The organism is Lysobacter sp. Root604 (genome assembly GCF_001427505.1).
Taxonomy (GTDB): Bacteria; Pseudomonadota; Gammaproteobacteria; order Xanthomonadales; family Xanthomonadaceae; genus Lysobacter.
The window spans coordinates 799,424-814,615 of the sequence record NZ_LMGS01000009.1 but is presented as its reverse complement, the minus strand read 5'-3'; the positions used below and the strand labels follow the sequence as shown (position 1 = coordinate 814,615).

Here is a 15,192-nt window from a genome sequence, read left to right as displayed (position 1 = left end):
GCCGACCGAGCATCGGCGGACGTCGCCGAAACCCCGCCCCGCGGACCGCCCGAGCGTCGGGTCCGCGCCGCGCCCGCAAGCGCTCCGCCTTCCTCCGGCCAACGGATCGGAGACGGGCGCGCCTTGCCCGCACGCCGCCGATTCCGTGCCCGCTCACCACCACCGCCCCCCGGGTCCAGGAGCACCGCATGAACGCCGCACTTGCCGAAACCCACCTCGCCGATCATCCCGTCGTGTCCAAGGAATCCTGGCTGGCCGCACGCAAGGCGCTGCTGGCGCAGGAGAAGGAACTCACCCGCCTGCAGGACCGGATCGCGCGCGAACGCCGTGCGCTGCCGTGGCTGCGCGTCGACAAGGACTACCGGTTCGACACCCCCGACGGCCCGCGCCGCCTCGCCGATCTGTTCGAGGGCCGCCGTCAGTTGCTGGTGCAGCACTTCATGTTCGCGCCGGGCTGGGAGCAAGGCTGCAAGAGCTGTTCCTACATGGCCGACCACAACGACGGCGCCAACCTCCACCTCGCCCAGCGCGACGTGACGCTGCTGGTGGTATCGCGTGCGCCGCTGCCGGATATCCAGCGCTTTCGCGAACGCATGGGCTGGCGGTTCAATTGGGTGTCCTCGTACGGAACCGACTTCAATCGCGACTTCGGCGTCAATTTCAGCGCGGACGAAGTCGCCGACGGCAACGCCGACTACAACTACACGATCCAGCGCTTCCCGCACGAGGAGGCGCCCGGCATCAGCGTGTTCTATCGCGACGATGCGGGCCAGGTGTTCCATACCTACTCGCGCTACGGCCGCGGCGTGGAAGCGATGATGCACACCTACGCCCTGCTGGACCTGACTCCCAAGGGGCGCGACGAAGACGGCCTGGACTATCCGATGGCCTGGGTACGCCATCACGATCGCTACGCGTCCGAGGCGCCAGCAAAGGCGCCGGCGGCGGCCGCGTGTTGCGCGTCTCAATCCTGACCGCTCGCAGGCGCGCATCGTGAGCGGCTTATGGCCATGGCTGGCGGTCGCCGGACTGGGCGCGCTGCACGGGCTGAGTCCGACCAGCGGCTGGATGTTCGCCGCCGCCTCGGGCCTGGGCTCGCGCGACAGCGCCCGGGCACGCCTTGCCCTGCTGCCCATCGCGATCGGACACGCCGCCTCGGTGGCGATCGTGGTGCTCGCGGTCGCGCAAGGCGTGCTGGTCGACCGTGGCCGGGTGCAGGCATTCGCGGGCGCCCTGCTCGTCGCCCTGGCGTGCTACCGCTGGCTGCATCGCGCCGTGCCGCGCGAAGAGCGGCGCGGCGGCACCGCTTTCCGCGTCCATGCGCATGCCGGTCACGCCGGCATGGCGCTGTGGTCCTGCCTGATGGCCACGGCGCACGGCGCCGGACTGATGCTGGTTCCAGCGCTGGTGCCGCTGTGCATGTCGGACACGCCGGCGCGCGAAATCACGGCCACCGGTTCGCTGACCCTGGCTCTGGCCGCGGTCGCGCTGCACATGACCGCCATGCTGATCACCACCGGCACCATCGCCGTCGGCGTTTGCCGCGGAGCCGCTAGGTTCCCGACCCTGCTGAGTGCGAGCGCGCGGCGCCCGCTCTGGATCGCCACACTGGCGGCCGCAGGCACGCTGTTGATGGTGCTGCGTTAGCGCAGGCGCCGACGCCGATCAGGCGTGAAGCGCGTGCAGCACCTGTGGATCATGCGTCGACGCGGACGGCTGGCGCGGCCGCGATAACGAACGCGCGTCGCTCAAGCAGGGTCCGCGCGACCGGCGGACGACGACATTTCGGGCTCGCTGGCCAACACCACCACGTGATCGATGCCATGGCGCAACATCTTGGCGTAGGGGCAGACGCGCTCGGTGTTGCGCACCAGTTCGGCGGCCAGCGCGCGCTCCACGCCGGGCAGGCTCACGCGGATGTCGGCCGACAGCAGGAACAGGCCATCCATGGGGTCGCGCGCGAAGGTCACCGCCGCCTCCACGGCCACGTCCCTCAACGCCACGCCCGCGCGAGTGGCCAGCAGCAGGAGCGCGCCGTGGAAGCAGGCCGCATAGCCCGCCGCCAGCAGCTGTTCGGGATTGCTGCCGCCGCCGGGCCCGCCCAGTTCGACCGGCAGGCGCAGATGCGCATCGAGTGCGCCGTCGTCCGAGCGCACCACGCCGGACGCGCGCCCGTGCGCGGCCTCGCCGCCGGTCACGCGCACGCGTCCGGTGTACAGCGCCAGGGTTTCGTCGCCGTGGTACTTGTCCAGCAAGCTCGGCGAGGGCGGCTGCAAAGGGCTCATGCGCGACGGGTGTCCGTGGCGGGTTCGACCGATTCCTTGCAGCCGCGGGGCGTGCGCGCGACGCGTCGCGCGCACGCGGGTTGCGATGGCCGATGGATGCGCGGGCTGCGCTTGCGCGCTCAGGCGCGCGGGACGTAGCGCGCGTACTCGGACTGTTCCAGCCAATGCTCGAAGTTCAGCGCGCCCTGCCAGGCCGGCCCGGCAGGCACCAGGGTGTCGTTCTGCAATTCGGCGCCGAAGTAGCGCGCATGCGCGTCGCCGACCACCTCGCGCGGGTCCTGGACGATGTTCATGAAACGCTGCGCCAGATCGGACAAGGGCTCGCGCACCGGGCCGGCGATCTCGACGATGCCGTTGGCCGGCGCCTGCAAGGCCAGCCGCGCGACCGCCGCGGCCACGTCTTCCGACGCGATCGGCTGGATCAGCGCCGTCGGCAGGCGCACGGTGTCGCCCTCGCTGCCGGACTGGATGATGCCGGGCAGGAACTCGAAGAACTGGGTGGAGTGGACGATGGTGTAAGGCAGGCCGGACGCGCGGATCAATTCCTCCTGCGCGCTCTTGGCGCGGAAGTAGCCGCTGGCGGACAGCTTTTCGGTACCCACCACCGACAAGGCCAGATGATGGCCCACACCCGCGCGCGCTTCGGCCGCCAGTACATTGCGGCCTGCGGTCTGGAAGAAGTCCATGACCGCGGCGTCCTCGAACGAGGGCGAATTGGCCAAGTCCACCACTGCATCGGCGCCCGCCATCGCGGTGTCCAGGCCCTCGCCGGTCAGGATGTTGACGCCGGTCGACGGCGCCGCCGCGACCGCCTCATGGCCCTGCTCGCGCAGGCGCGAGACCACCTTGCTGCCGATCAGTCCGGTGCCACCGATGACGACGAATTTCATGTTCCACCTCTTGAGGTCCTGACGGGGGAGCCGGTGTCCGTAGGCGTCACCGGCGACTGCGCAACGATGCTAGGCGCCGCGCGCGGCCCGCAGTAGCCACGCAACCGGCTGCACGGTGTTTCCCGGCGCGCACCAATCAGGCGGCTTCGTCCTCGACCGCGCGCGCCCACATCGCCTCCGCACGCGCCGCCGGCTGCGCCGGCAGGCGGCTCAAGTACTCGACGCAATCCAGATTCAGCGCGCGCACCTGCACGGTGACGAAGTCGATGAAGGCGCGAATGCGCTTGGGCAGCTGGCGCCGGCTCAGGTAGCACAGGTAGTGCCCGCGATCGTCGGGCGCGTACTGGTTCAGCGCGAACCGCAGCGCGCCCTGGCGCAGGGCGTCGCAGACCTGGAAGCCCGGCATCTGCGCCAAGCCCTGCCCGTCCAGCACCGCCTGCAGGATCAGATCGTCGTCGTTGAACACCAGATCGCTGGTCGGCAGCAGGCTGTGAGCGCGGCCTTCAAGCTTGAAGTCCCAACTGCGCAGGCGGCCATTGGGCAAGCGGCGATTGATGCAGGCATGCGCGTCCAGATCGGCGACGGACGTGGGCAGACCGTGGCGACGCGCGTACTCCGGCGAGGCGCAGACGAACATCTGCATGGGCACCAACTGCTTGGCGATCACCTGGCTGTCGTCCAGGCGGCCGTCGCGGAAGGCCACATCGACGCGTTCCGTGGCCAGGTCGGCCTCGCGTTCGTCCAGGATCAGCTCGATGGCGATGCCCGGGTAGCGCAGGCGGAACTCGCGCATCAGCGGCGCCAGCACCTTGCGCCCGAAGCCGTGCGTCGCCGCGATCCGCAGCTGTCCGCGCGGCGGTCCTTCGCGCAGATCGCGCATGTCCTCCAGCGCCTGCTCGATGCGCTCCACGCCGGGGCGGCAGTTCTCGAAGAACAGCTCGCCCTCGCTGGTCAGCGAGGTGGACCGGGTGGTGCGCGAGAACAAACGCGCGCCCAACTGGCCTTCCAGCTTCTGCACGCTGCGGCTCACCGCCGAACGGCCCACGCCCAGGCGGTCGGCCGCGCGCGCGAAGCTGCCCTCGGTGGCCACCGCGATGAAGGCCATCACGCCGGCATAGCTGGCGGAGAAGCTGGATTCCAGCGGGAGCTGGCGTTCGTGGGTGTCTGACAGGGTGGCGTTCATCGCGACGTGACCTTCGCTTTCGGACTCAACGGTGGCATGCGGGTGCGCGCATGCGCTCGCGCGTACTCCACATGGCTGCGGCAGACCTGCGCCGGCTGGCCGATCAGCCGGGCGATGTCGTCGTAGCCGGCCTCGAACACCTCATGCAACAGAAACGCGGCCCGCACCTCCGGCGCCAACAGATTCAGCGCCGCCCTGAATTCGGACCAGACGCGGTCCACATTCGAGGCTGTCGCTGGCGCTTCGAGATCGTCCTGGGGGTGGCTCATACGACAAGGACGCAGCCGCGGGCCGTTTTGTTACAGCGCCTCCGCATTGGTGCGCCGCGCTCAACACCGCGCGTCCGCGCGGCGACCTACCGGCGCGGTCCGGTCCTGCCTAGATTGGCCGCCAACCGGTCGGGCCCGCGCCCGCCGGCGCCCCTCACCCACTGGAGCTTTCGCCATGAGCCAACGCGTCGATTACCAGCAGCAGTCGCCCGAGCTGTTCAAGAAGCTCGTCGAATTCAGCCTGCTCACCCACAAGTCGTCGATCGAACAGTCGATCCGCGACCTGGTCAACATCCGCGCATCGCAACTGAACGGCTGCGCCTTCTGCCTCGACATGCACATCAAGGAAGCCACCATCCACGGCGAGCGCCCGCTGCGTCTGCACCACATCGCGTCGTGGCGCGAATCGCAGCTGTTCGTCCCGCGCGAACGTGCGGCCCTGGCCTGGACCGAGGCGCTCACCCAGTTGTCCCCGCTGGGCGTGCCGGATGAGGTCTACGATCGCGTGCGCACGCAGTTGTCCGAGAAAGAGATCTCCGACCTGAGCTTCGACGTCATGGCGATCAACGCCTGGAACCGCGTCAACGTCGGCTTCCGCACCGTGCCCGGCAGCGCCGACCAAGCCTTCGGCCTGGACAAGGCGCAACTGTCCTGAAAGCGGGCGCCACGCGCCCGGCCCATCCCACACCGCCCCGCGGCGGTCACACAGGAGTCCCCCGCATGCGCATTCCCCCTTCCCTGAGCCTGCTCGCCCTGCTGTGGACGGGCGCGGGCGCGGCGCATGGCCAGACCGGCAGCGACGCCCCGCATCCCACGGTCGCGCCAGTCATGACCCAGGCCCTGCCCGATTACCCGGGCAAAGAAGCGCTGATGCTCACCGTCGAGTACCCGCCCGGCGGCGCCGACCCGGTTCACCGCCACGACGCGCACGCCTTCGTCTATGTGCTCGAAGGCTCGATCGTGATGGGCGTGGCCGGCGGCAAGGAGGTCACGCTGACGCCTGGGCAGAGCTTCTACGAAGGCCCGGGCGACCTGCACACCGTCGGCCGCAACGCCAGCCGCGACAAGCCGGCCAAGTTCGTCGTGGTGCTGCTCAAGGACATCGACAAGCCCGCATTGATCCTGTCGCCCTGAGCCGGCGACGAAGCGTCGGGCCGGCTCCACGCCGGCCCGACGTTTCATCCGTCACAATCGGGCTTCCTCGTGCGACCTTGGTTTTATGGAAGGCGCGACTCACACCTTTACCCAGCTCCAGCCCCGCCTGCTAGGCGTGGCCTACCGCATGCTCGGCTCCCTGGCCGAGGCCGAGGACGTGGTCCAGGACGTCTGGCTGAGCTGGAACGAAGCCGCCTCCGAGCAGGTCGCCGATCCCGAGGCCTGGCTGGTGATCGCCACCACCCGCCGTTCCATCGACCGCCTGCGCCGCGTGCAAAGCCGGCGCGAGCACTACGTCGGCATCTGGCTGCCCGAGCCCATCCTCACCGAAAGCCCGGCCACGCCCGAGGAGCTGCAGGAAGCCTCCAGCGACTTGTCCATCGCCTTCCTGACCGTGCTCGAACGCCTCGCCCCCGAAGCCCGCGCCGCGTTTCTGCTGCGCGAGGTCTTCGACGCCGACTACACCGACATCGCCAGCACCCTGGACAAGAGCGAAGCCGCCTGCCGCCAGATCGTGCACCGCGCCAAGAGCCAGCTGCGCGAGGAACGCCCGCGCTACGTGGTGTCCGCAGAAGCCCACCGCCAGCTGATGCGCCGCTTCACCGAGGCGTGGACCAACGCCGACTTCCGCGCCATGAAGGACTTGATGGCCGAGTCCGCGGTCCTGGTCGGCGACGGCGGCGGCATCGTCACCGCCCTGCCCAAGCCCATGGTCGGCGGCGACCGCATCGCCCAGCTGCTGTTCGCCTGCACCCTGCGTCGCAAACACGAACTGCGCCTGCAGCTGGCGACCATCAACGGCCGCATGGGCGTGCTGCGCTACTTCGGCGACCAACTGGAGTCCGCGCAGTCCTACGACACCGACGGCGAACGGATCCTGCGGGTGTATGTGCAGCGCAATCCGGAGAAGTTGCGGCGGATCGCGGTGTCGAGCACGCTCATACACTGATCGCGACGCGGCACCAGTCGCGCCTTCGCACACGGCGGACGCCGCAAGCTGGACTCCGCAAAAAATCCGCGCTCGCAGACGGACTCAGTACGGAATCGCGATGCTGAACCTTCAAAGAAGTTAAAAACGTTGCTTGCGGTAAACACGCCGATGCGCCTCAGACGCGATCTACGCGATGCCGGGTGATCGACTCCGCTCATGTTTGAGCATTTGTGAGTCGCATCACGACGGACACATTCTTTAGAGCGTAATTAAGTCGCGCAAGAAATGGACTTTCTCACCACGCACGCGCGGTTGATGCAGTAGCGATCAGCCGTCCGGACATGGAGGTCGCTATGCGCATCAACGCAGGCGCAGGCCCGATAGTCTTCGCGGCCGCCCGTTTCACGCTGGGTCTTGTCGTCTACGAGCTCAGGCCGCCTCCCAGGCGCGCCCTGGCCGCGCGCGCCTGATCGAACCGATCACGCTCGACGCCCCGCAGCGACGACCGCAGCCGCGACGTTCGGCACGCAGCGAGCGAGCGCGGGTGCCCGTCCGCATGCGGCTTCAGACACCGGTATCGGCGGCGCGTCGCCAGATGCGCTGTCCGCGCGGCCATGGACGGCCGCATAGGCGAAACGGACAGCCCCGCGTCCGTTCCGTCGGAGCCGGTCCGGGCTTGCGCTCGAATCGCTCAGGTCGAGGGTGCAGGACGCGCTTGCTCGACCACCCGTTAAAGGACTACCCCACCACAAACGGAGCTTGTTATGAAAACGCTAGTCGCGCTGAGTTTGGTGCTGTTTATTTCGGTCCCGGCGATGGAGACGGCGCAAGCCAAGGAGCCTTCATTCCGGAAGTTGAACAAAAAAGCCCGGTTCATCCATGGCGGCAATCTGGTGACGCGCGCGTTGCCGGAAATGGGCATCGCCACCGACGCACGCCAGCAGACGCCCGGCCAGAAGGCGGCCGGTCTGAGTACCATCATGGTCACCCGCAACGGCGACCAGTACGAATCGCGCATGGATCCGGAAGATGTCGCGATCTTCGAGCAGGCCATCAGCGACCTCGAAATGATCGGCCGCACCTCCACCAGCATGAACACCCCGCCCAAGCTGCCGCTGCGCTTCGGCAGCAACATGGTCGGGCCCACCGTCGTGATCGGCCCGGACAACCGCGTGCAAGTGACCAATACGGTCGCCTCGCCGTACTGGCATATCGGTCGCATCGCGATCGGCTGCACCGGCACCCTGATCACGCCGAAGCACGTGCTCACCGCCGGGCATTGCGTGTCCAACGGCGCCGGCACCTGGTACTCCGACCTGAATTTCACCACCGCCCAGAACGGCAGCTACCAGCCCTGGGGCACGACCAGCTGGGCCCGCGCCGTCACCACGACGGCCTGGCACAACAGCGCCGACAGCAACTACGACTACGCGCTGATCGTGCTCAGCTCGGCCCCGCACGGCGGCAACTCCGGCTGGGGCGTGTACTCGGGCGGCACCCACACCATCAGCGGCTATCCGGGCGACAAACCCCTGGGCACGATGTGGACGCACTCCGGCACGGTCTCGACCAGCGGTTCCTACCGGCTGTGCTACACCATCGACACCTTCGGCGGTAACAGCGGCAGCGGCATCGCCAGCGACGGCGGCGTCAACGTGCGCGGCATCCACACCACGGGCTCGTCCACGCAGAACTGCGGAACGCGGTTGACCAGCACCGTCTACAACCAGCTGCAGAACTGGATCGCCACCTATCCCTGACCCGGCGACGGCTATCGAAGTACCGCAACAGCTACGTGGCGCGCCGCGGTACGGCGCGCCACGTTCCAGCCCGCAAGTCCAACACGCAAGGCGGCAAGCATGAGAATCGCATTCATCGTGGCGTTGATGTTGTCGGCCAGCTGCAACCCTGGCGACAAGCAAGCGGCTACCGATCAGGAACCGTACGAGAGCGCGCTGATCGTCGGCAGCGCTCAATCCCCGGACCCCGTATTGGCGCGGGTGATGGAGCTGGAGAAGAGCGGCGTGGTGAAGGATGTCGTCGTCCAGGAATCCTTCCCGGTGCAAATCCGCCTGCGCGCCCCCAAGAAGGTGATCGAAGAACTCCAGCGAATGCCTCGAACCGGCGAATTGCGTTAGCCGGCCCAGGTCATAAGCCGGATCGGACGCTGGCGCTAGAACAGCGCGCGATACACCAGCGACCTGACTTCCCTTAAAAGGCCCTCAGACGCATCCTCCCGGACGTAGGTCATGTACTCGTCGAACATGTGGTCGTAGTGGAGGCAAATGGGCAGCAGATCGCCCCCCGTGTTCAACAGCTCCGCCTGCGCATACTTATCGGCCGGATCCAGCAGGCGTAGACCGCGCGAGCGATGCTCCTTGCCGTTGATCCGAAAGAAATCGTTCTTAAAGTCCTCCCACCTGTCGGCAGGAACGACCGCGCTCGATACGCCAGCCTTCCTGGCGGCCTTGCAGATCAGGTGCGAATGAAGATTCGCCAGCTGAATGCATTGCTTGACGAAACCGCCAAGGGAAACGTGGGCCCTCGAGATCGCCTCCTCCTTGCCGAACGGCGGGTTCAAAGGCATCCGATACGAGTAGTACTCGCGCAGGAAGCGAAGATCCTCCACCAGCTCTTTCGAGTTCAAGCGGATGATCGGCGTATTGCCCTGCGAGTAACCCGCATAGAAGGCGTTAGCCATCTTCGAGTGGGTGATATCGGTGATCTTATCGACCGACTCGTGGGGATGCAGGTACATGACCGCCCACATGGCGTGCATGGAGGCGTAGTAGCCCATGTAGTAGCTGGCCGCCAGCGAGCCCTGCTCGCGGGTTTGATTGGCGACCAAGGCGAAGTAGGTGGCGCTGAAGCACAGCTTCAACGATTGCCTGACCCGAACGCACCAGATGACGGTGTCGTAATCGGTCCAGGTGGCCATGGCGGCGCCGTAAACCCGCATCCATCTTTCATGGTACTGGCCGCATTCGCTTTCCGAACGCAGGTTGATTTCGAGATGGACGAAGTTCGATACGAAATCGAAGTACTTGGAGAATCCCTTTTCCTGCTGCACTTTCGCTCCCCGCCGGATCGATCGTAGCGAGTTTATCGGGCCGACTGAGGCACGCGCCTCAGCCGACGCAGGAAGTGCACGCCCTCGCTATCTCCTTCGATCGTCAGCACATCCCCCTCGACCCGGAACGGCCGCGGCTGATCGGTGCCGGTATAGCTGGGCATCAGGCTGCCTTCCACCCGATGCACGACGATGCCCCGCTTGGCGTCCACTTCATAGGTCCCGAAATAGGCCACGAAGCCATCGTAGGCGGCGCGCACCTCGGCATCGCTGCCCTTGGCGTCGTCGCCCGAGGCGAACGGCGGCGTGGCGGGCGTGCGCATGAGTTGCACGCTCAGATGGCCGGTGGGGTCGTAGACGATGTAGCCCTTGGGGTGCTCGCCATAGGGATGGACGACCTTGCCGGTCTTGATGTCGGTATCGGTGATGCGCTCGACGCACCAGGTGCCGACCAGCGAGGCGGCCTTGTCGGCCGCGTGCGAAGGCAGGCTGACCGATAGCGCCAGCAGGGCGGCGCAAGCAGCGGAGAAAGCTCGGGCGATGTTCATGCGGCTATCGCGTGGCGGCGTCGGGGCCTACACCCTACCAGCGTCGCGCCGCCCGTTCCTGGAACGCTGTGAGCGACGGATCGGAACGAAGCGCCGGCGGTTGGCCGCGACGCCCGGATACGCTCCGGGCGCCGCGGCCGCATTGCGGATCGGAAGCCCGACCCTTACGGAATGGTGAACTCCGCCGTGCTGGTCGCGTTGTAGGTGTTCACGCCGTTGGTCGCGTTGTGGACGCAGACCACGGTGATCTTGCGGTAGGCGCCGTAGATCCAGTTCGACGGGAAATGCACGTCGACCAGAGCGCCATCGCTCTCTTCGTCGTACTCGGTCGTGTAACCGCCCAGGGCATCGTAGGCGTTGCAACGCACGCTGATGAAGTCCGCATCGACGCGGTTGTTGTTGACGTCGGCGAAGCGCGAGTAACCGCGAATCTTGACCCGCTTGCCGCCCGCCGGGCCGCTCTCGTAGCCCTCGTTCTGGATCACGCCCTGCAGCACGTAGGTCGGACCCGCTCCGCCACCGCCGCTGCTGCCGCCGCCTTCGCCATCGCCGCCGCATTCGGTGCCGATGGGGCAATTCTCCTCGAAGGACGGGGCCAAGGGCGCCGCTTTCGCCGCCGGCACCGCGCCGACCAAACCCGCCACCAGTACCGCTGCCATTGCCGTACGCACGATCATGAGTCACCTCCTGTGTGAATTCCTTGATTGCCATGTCGGGGACGAAGCAGGGCCCGCCGCTTGCGCAACGTCGCGATCGACCGGCACCTCTCCCCTATGCGTCGCGGCATCGCTCGCCCTCCTGGGCTCGCGAGCCGCCGCAATAAGAAGAACGCGGGCACCGCGCGGCCTCCCTACCCATTGGGCAGCGCTCGGGAATGCAATATCGGAGTGGATCGCTGTCGCGGGCGCGCGGTTGCACAGCCGGAGGCCTGCGCCGCGCATGCAGCCGAACGCAAGCGCGCCGCTTACGCGCAAGGCGTCGGCGCGTTTACGGGGAACGCAGGAAAGGCGTAGGAGCAGAGATCGAGAACGGCCGGGGACCGTCTCAGGCCACCGGAGCGCACCGCGACTGGAGTGCGCCGCGATGCCGTCCCGCCAGGGCTCGCCCCTGGCAGCGAAGGACTAAGCGCCCTTCGCGAGACGGGGCGGCGTAACACCGCCGCCCCTTTCGCACATGCGACGTCCGCCGCTTACAGACCGATCGCGGTTTCCGCGCTCACGTAAGGCAGGCCGTGCGCCTCGGCGACCGGCTCGCAGGTCACGTGGCCTTCGGAGACGTTGAGGCCGTTGCGCAGGTGGACGTCGCGCACCAGCGCTTCCTTCCAGCCGTGGTTGGCCAACGCCAGGGTGAACGGCAGGGTCACGCTGTTGAGCGCGAAGGTCGAGGTGCGCGCGACCGCGCCGGGCATGTTGGCCACGCAGTAGTGGACGACGCCGTCGACCACGTAGGTCGGCGCGGCATGGGTGGTGGCGTGCGAGGTCTCGACGCAACCGCCCTGATCGATGGCGACGTCGACGATGACCGAACCCGGCTTCATGGTGCGGACCATGTCGTGCGTGACCAGCTTGGGCGCGGCGGCGCCCGGCACCAGCACGGTACCGATCAGCAGGTCGGCACGGCGCACCAACTCTTCGATGGCCGAGCGGGTCGAGAACACGGTCGAGATCGAGGTGCCGAACTGGGTGGCCAGGCGCTTGAGCGCATCGGCGGAACGATCCACCACGGTGACCTGAGCGCCCATGCCCACGGCGATGGTCGCCGCGTGGGTGCCGGACACGCCGCCGCCGAGGATCACGACCTCGGCCGCCGGCACGCCGGGCACGCCGCCCAGCAGCACGCCACGACCGCCCTGCGCCTTCTCCAGCGCGTGCGCGCCGACCTGCGGCGCCAGGCGACCGGCGACTTCCGACATCGGGGTCAGCAGCGGCAGCGAGCCATTCGCGGCGGTCACGGTTTCGTACGCGATGCAGATCGCGCCCGACGCGATCAGGTCCTTGGTCTGCGCCGCATCGGGCGCCAGGTGCAGATAGGTGAAGAGGATCTGGCCCGGGCGCAGCTTGGCGCGCTCCTCGGCCAGCGGCTCCTTCACCTTCACGATCATTTCGGCCTCGGCGAAGATCTGGTCGGCGCCGTCCACGATCACGGCGCCGGCGGCGAGGTAGTCGGCATCGGACAGACCGGCGCCCAGACCGGCGCCCGCCTGCACCATCACCTGATGGCCGTGGTGCACCAGCTCTTGCACGGACGAGGGCACGAGACCTACGCGGTACTCGTGGTTCTTGATTTCCTTCGGGACACCAATGCGCATGGTCTGCTCTCGCCGTTGATCTGGCCCCGGCTCGTCCGGCGCCTTGTGGGGAGGCAGTATGGACGAGCAAACATGCACTTATTCGCCAATTTCGTTGCTGCCAGACCTGCAATGCCGCACTATTCGCCAGTATTCCGGCTATTCATCGAATAATATGCGAATGAAATTGGACTCCCGCGATCGCGCCATCCTGCGCCTGCTTCAGGAGGACGGCCGCCTGACCAATGCCGACGTGGCCCAGCAGATCAACCTGTCGCCCTCGGCCTGCCTGCGGCGGGTCAAATTGCTGGAGGAGCGCGGCCTGATCGCACGCTACGTGATGCTGCTCGACGAGAAAGTGGTGGGCCTGCCCGGCACCGCCTTCGTACTGGTGTCGCTGGACCAACAGGGGCGCGCCTCGCTGGACGCGTTCGAGGCGGCGATCCAACACCACCCCGAAGTCACCGAGTGCTGCCTGCTCGCCGGCACCGCCGATTACATGGTGCGCGTGGCCTATGCGGACTCCGCCGACTTCGAGCGCATCCACACCGAAATCCTGACCCAGCTGCCCGGTGTGGTGCGCGTGCAATCGACGCTGGCGCTGCGCACGGTCAAGAAGACCACCGCACTGCCGGTGTGAGACCGCGCGCTGCCGTCGACTCAGCGCGCGCTGCGCATCGAATCCTCAATCGAAACAATCGGTCGCCGGCGCCCGCAGGCACCGACGACCGCACTGCAAACACTCAGCTCATCGCGATCGCCAGCGTCAGCACCGCCAAACGGTTGACGTAGGCCGACATCAGATCGGCCTTGTCGAAGCCCTGCGGAGTGAACGCGTCGCACTGGCCGACCGGGGATGCCGTACCGAAGTTCGGATTCACCAGCGCGTTGGCCGTGGCGATGATCGCCGGCTTGTACGCGGTCAGCAGCGCCGGCTCGGCCTGATAGGCCTGCAGCAGATAGCGCATGTAAGCGCCCACGCCGGTCTGGTAATCGCCGTAGTCGCTGCCCGGCGGCGTCGCGTTGTACGGGTCCGCGGCGCCTACCTCCAGCCACGGCAACGGGAAATTGCCGCTGACCGAGCCATAAGTGCGCGCACGGAAGTAGTTGGCGAACGTGCCCTTGATCAGATCCGGGTACAGGCCGCACACCGGCGGCGGCGAGGCTTTGTAGATCGCGTTCGCCTCGCGCAGGGCGCCGATCAGCAGCCCCTGGTCGCCGCTCCAGGTCATGTCCTTGTTGTACGAGGAATCCCAGTAGATCTCGTTGTTCACCGCATGGAAACTGGACACGCGTTCGCGCACCAAGGACCCGCCCTGCGAGCCCTGCTGCCCGGTCAACAACAACGACTGCAGCGGGTCCGCCGTCTTCAGCATCCACAACTGCCACCAGGCGATTTGATTCTCCCAAGCCTGATTGCAGGCCGCGAGATTGAAGCCCACACCGCTGAAGTACGGCGCGAAATCCGGCCGCTTCGCGGCCTGCGACAAGCGCAGGCTCAGCAGCGCATAGACCGCGTTGGTGACGGTGTTCTGAATCGGATTGAGGACGTCGCCACCGCCGCTGTTGTACTCGGCCGACGGAAGGGGATGCTCGGTGGCGGTGAACGGCGAGTTCCAGATGCCGCCGGGCGAATAGCGCGGACGCAGCTTGGCCTGCATGTCCGGCGTCACGCCCGGCCAGGTCTGGTCGATGTAGACCCAGCAATTGGGCGCGCCCGTGTTCTTGGTGTGGGTACTGGCGAAGCTCGCCCAACCCGGCGGATCGAGGTAGGGATAAATCCCTTGCGGACCCGACGCCGTCGACCAGCCCGCGCCGTACATGTAGCACCAGGAGTTGATCGCGATCTTGAGGAAGTCGTAACGGTGCTGGGCCGCGAAGCCCAACTCGGCCGCCCGCAAGGCAGCGATGCCGATCCAACCGAAATCGTCCCACCAATTGCCTTTCTTGGTCGGATCCAACGCGGTCAACGCGTCATCGGCATAGTTCGTGCTGTCGGTGCCGCTGACCACGAAGTAGTCGAGCAGGCTGTCGAACGCGCAGGCGGTGCGCCAGACATTGCCGGCCGAGTCCCACAACGGCAGGATCTGTTTGAACAGTGCGGTGGCTTCGGCCAGATAGGCCGCTTTGTCGGCGGGCACGCCTTGCTGCGTGGCCCCGCCATCCTGAGTGTCGTTCATGGCTTCATCCTTGAGCTGGGTGATAGGGAGCTGCGGTCTGTGCTGCTCGTGGTGCGTGGGCAGCATAGCCCCGCCCAGGGCCGCCACCCTGACGACCCATCCGTTTTCCATGACGCGCGGCTACATTCATCGGCCTGGGCGGCACGAAGGCGCGCCCCTCCCCCCGGCCCCCAGCCTGTCGGAACCCCGGCCCGGGCTCGAGCGGATATCGATCCTAGCGATACGCCCCAAGTGGCGGGAACGAGGCCGCCAGCGTTGCGAATCGCTCCGATTCGCAATCAGGGGCGGCGCAACCGCAGAGGTGGTCGGCCCCATCGCGCAAGGGATCGCGCGCATGGCGGACGCGTTGAACGAGAAGCTAATGCGCGCCTTACATCTGCCTAACAATGTGCTA

At 67.1% G+C, this 15,192-nt stretch carries 17 protein-coding genes; 8 read left to right on the top strand and 9 right to left on the bottom strand.

Going from position 1 to position 15,192, the window contains the following annotated elements; genetic code table 11:
- Positions 1 to 188: 188 nt before the first annotated feature.
- Positions 189 to 974 (top strand): thioredoxin family protein, encoded by a 786-nt coding sequence (locus ASD69_RS11890; RefSeq protein WP_056178076.1) that lies wholly within the window; start codon positions 189 to 191, stop codon positions 972 to 974.
- Between the two features lie 19 nt (positions 975 to 993).
- Complete coding sequence (locus tag ASD69_RS11885) at positions 994 to 1,647, top strand: hypothetical protein (RefSeq protein WP_082576444.1); 654 nt, start codon at positions 994 to 996, stop codon at positions 1,645 to 1,647.
- Positions 1,648 to 1,748: 101 nt separating this feature from the next.
- Here ASD69_RS11885 and ASD69_RS11880 read toward each other — a convergent pair whose 3' ends face one another.
- From ASD69_RS11880 to ASD69_RS11865, 4 genes are all read right to left on the bottom strand, one after another.
- Entirely contained in the window at positions 1,749 to 2,285 is a 537-nt protein-coding gene (locus ASD69_RS11880; RefSeq protein WP_056178073.1) for an Ohr family peroxiredoxin, read from the bottom strand.
- Between the two features lie 119 nt (positions 2,286 to 2,404).
- Positions 2,405 to 3,175 (bottom strand): SDR family oxidoreductase, encoded by a 771-nt coding sequence (locus ASD69_RS11875; protein ID WP_056178071.1) that lies wholly within the window; start codon positions 3,173 to 3,175, stop codon positions 2,405 to 2,407.
- Positions 3,176 to 3,311: 136 nt separating this feature from the next.
- A complete protein-coding gene (locus ASD69_RS11870) occupies positions 3,312 to 4,358 on the bottom strand; it encodes a LysR family transcriptional regulator (protein ID WP_056178069.1) in 1,047 nt (348 codons plus the stop codon).
- Positions 4,355 to 4,627 carry a sigma factor-like helix-turn-helix DNA-binding protein gene (locus ASD69_RS11865; protein ID WP_056178066.1) on the bottom strand — a complete coding sequence of 91 codons (273 nt, stop codon included), beginning with the start codon at positions 4,625 to 4,627 and terminating at the stop codon, positions 4,355 to 4,357. Before ASD69_RS11865 ends, ASD69_RS11870 begins: the two co-directional genes overlap by 4 nt.
- Positions 4,628 to 4,802: 175 nt before the next feature.
- On the opposite strand from ASD69_RS11865, the gene ASD69_RS11860 reads away from it, so the two are divergent.
- The 5 genes from ASD69_RS11860 to ASD69_RS11840 all read left to right on the top strand — a co-directional run bounded on the left by ASD69_RS11860 (position 4,803) and on the right by ASD69_RS11840 (position 8,851).
- Positions 4,803 to 5,282, top strand: coding sequence for a carboxymuconolactone decarboxylase family protein (locus ASD69_RS11860; RefSeq protein WP_056178064.1), 480 nt, complete (start codon positions 4,803 to 4,805; stop codon positions 5,280 to 5,282).
- A gap of 65 nt (positions 5,283 to 5,347) precedes the next feature.
- Positions 5,348 to 5,761 (top strand): cupin domain-containing protein, encoded by a 414-nt coding sequence (locus ASD69_RS11855; protein ID WP_056178062.1) that lies wholly within the window; start codon positions 5,348 to 5,350, stop codon positions 5,759 to 5,761.
- Positions 5,762 to 5,846: 85 nt separating this feature from the next.
- Entirely contained in the window at positions 5,847 to 6,731 is an 885-nt protein-coding gene (locus ASD69_RS11850; protein ID WP_056178060.1) for an RNA polymerase sigma-70 factor, read from the top strand.
- Positions 6,732 to 7,567: 836 nt separating this feature from the next.
- A complete protein-coding gene (locus tag ASD69_RS11845) occupies positions 7,568 to 8,473 on the top strand; it encodes a trypsin-like serine protease (RefSeq protein WP_235567203.1) in 906 nt (301 codons plus the stop codon).
- A 99-nt stretch (positions 8,474 to 8,572) separates the two neighbouring features.
- Entirely contained in the window at positions 8,573 to 8,851 is a 279-nt protein-coding gene (locus ASD69_RS11840) for a hypothetical protein (protein WP_056178056.1), read from the top strand.
- Positions 8,852 to 8,886: 35 nt separating this feature from the next.
- On the opposite strand, the gene ASD69_RS11835 is transcribed toward ASD69_RS11840, so the two are convergent.
- From ASD69_RS11835 to ald, 4 genes are all read right to left on the bottom strand, one after another.
- A complete protein-coding gene (locus ASD69_RS11835; RefSeq protein WP_056178055.1) occupies positions 8,887 to 9,783 on the bottom strand; it encodes a hypothetical protein in 897 nt (298 codons plus the stop codon).
- Positions 9,784 to 9,815: 32 nt separating this feature from the next.
- On the bottom strand, positions 9,816 to 10,331 hold the full coding sequence (locus ASD69_RS11830) for a lipocalin-like domain-containing protein (protein ID WP_056178053.1): 516 nt from the start codon (positions 10,329 to 10,331) through the stop codon (positions 9,816 to 9,818).
- A 164-nt stretch (positions 10,332 to 10,495) separates the two neighbouring features.
- Complete coding sequence (locus tag ASD69_RS11825) at positions 10,496 to 11,008, bottom strand: hypothetical protein (protein ID WP_056178051.1); 513 nt, start codon at positions 11,006 to 11,008, stop codon at positions 10,496 to 10,498.
- 512 nt (positions 11,009 to 11,520) lie between these two features.
- Entirely contained in the window at positions 11,521 to 12,639 is a 1,119-nt protein-coding gene (ald, locus tag ASD69_RS11820; RefSeq protein ID WP_056178048.1) for an alanine dehydrogenase, read from the bottom strand.
- 160 nt (positions 12,640 to 12,799) lie between these two features.
- On the opposite strand from ald, the gene ASD69_RS11815 reads away from it, so the two are divergent.
- The gene (locus ASD69_RS11815) at positions 12,800 to 13,258 is read left to right on the top strand and encodes an Lrp/AsnC family transcriptional regulator (RefSeq protein WP_157489361.1); all 459 of its coding nucleotides are present in this window, start codon (positions 12,800 to 12,802) and stop codon (positions 13,256 to 13,258) included.
- A 103-nt stretch (positions 13,259 to 13,361) separates the two neighbouring features.
- Here the strand turns inward: ASD69_RS11815 and ASD69_RS11810 are convergent, their stop codons facing one another.
- Positions 13,362 to 14,798 (bottom strand): hypothetical protein, encoded by a 1,437-nt coding sequence (locus ASD69_RS11810; RefSeq protein ID WP_056178045.1) that lies wholly within the window; start codon positions 14,796 to 14,798, stop codon positions 13,362 to 13,364.
- Positions 14,799 to 15,192 lie beyond the last annotated feature (394 nt).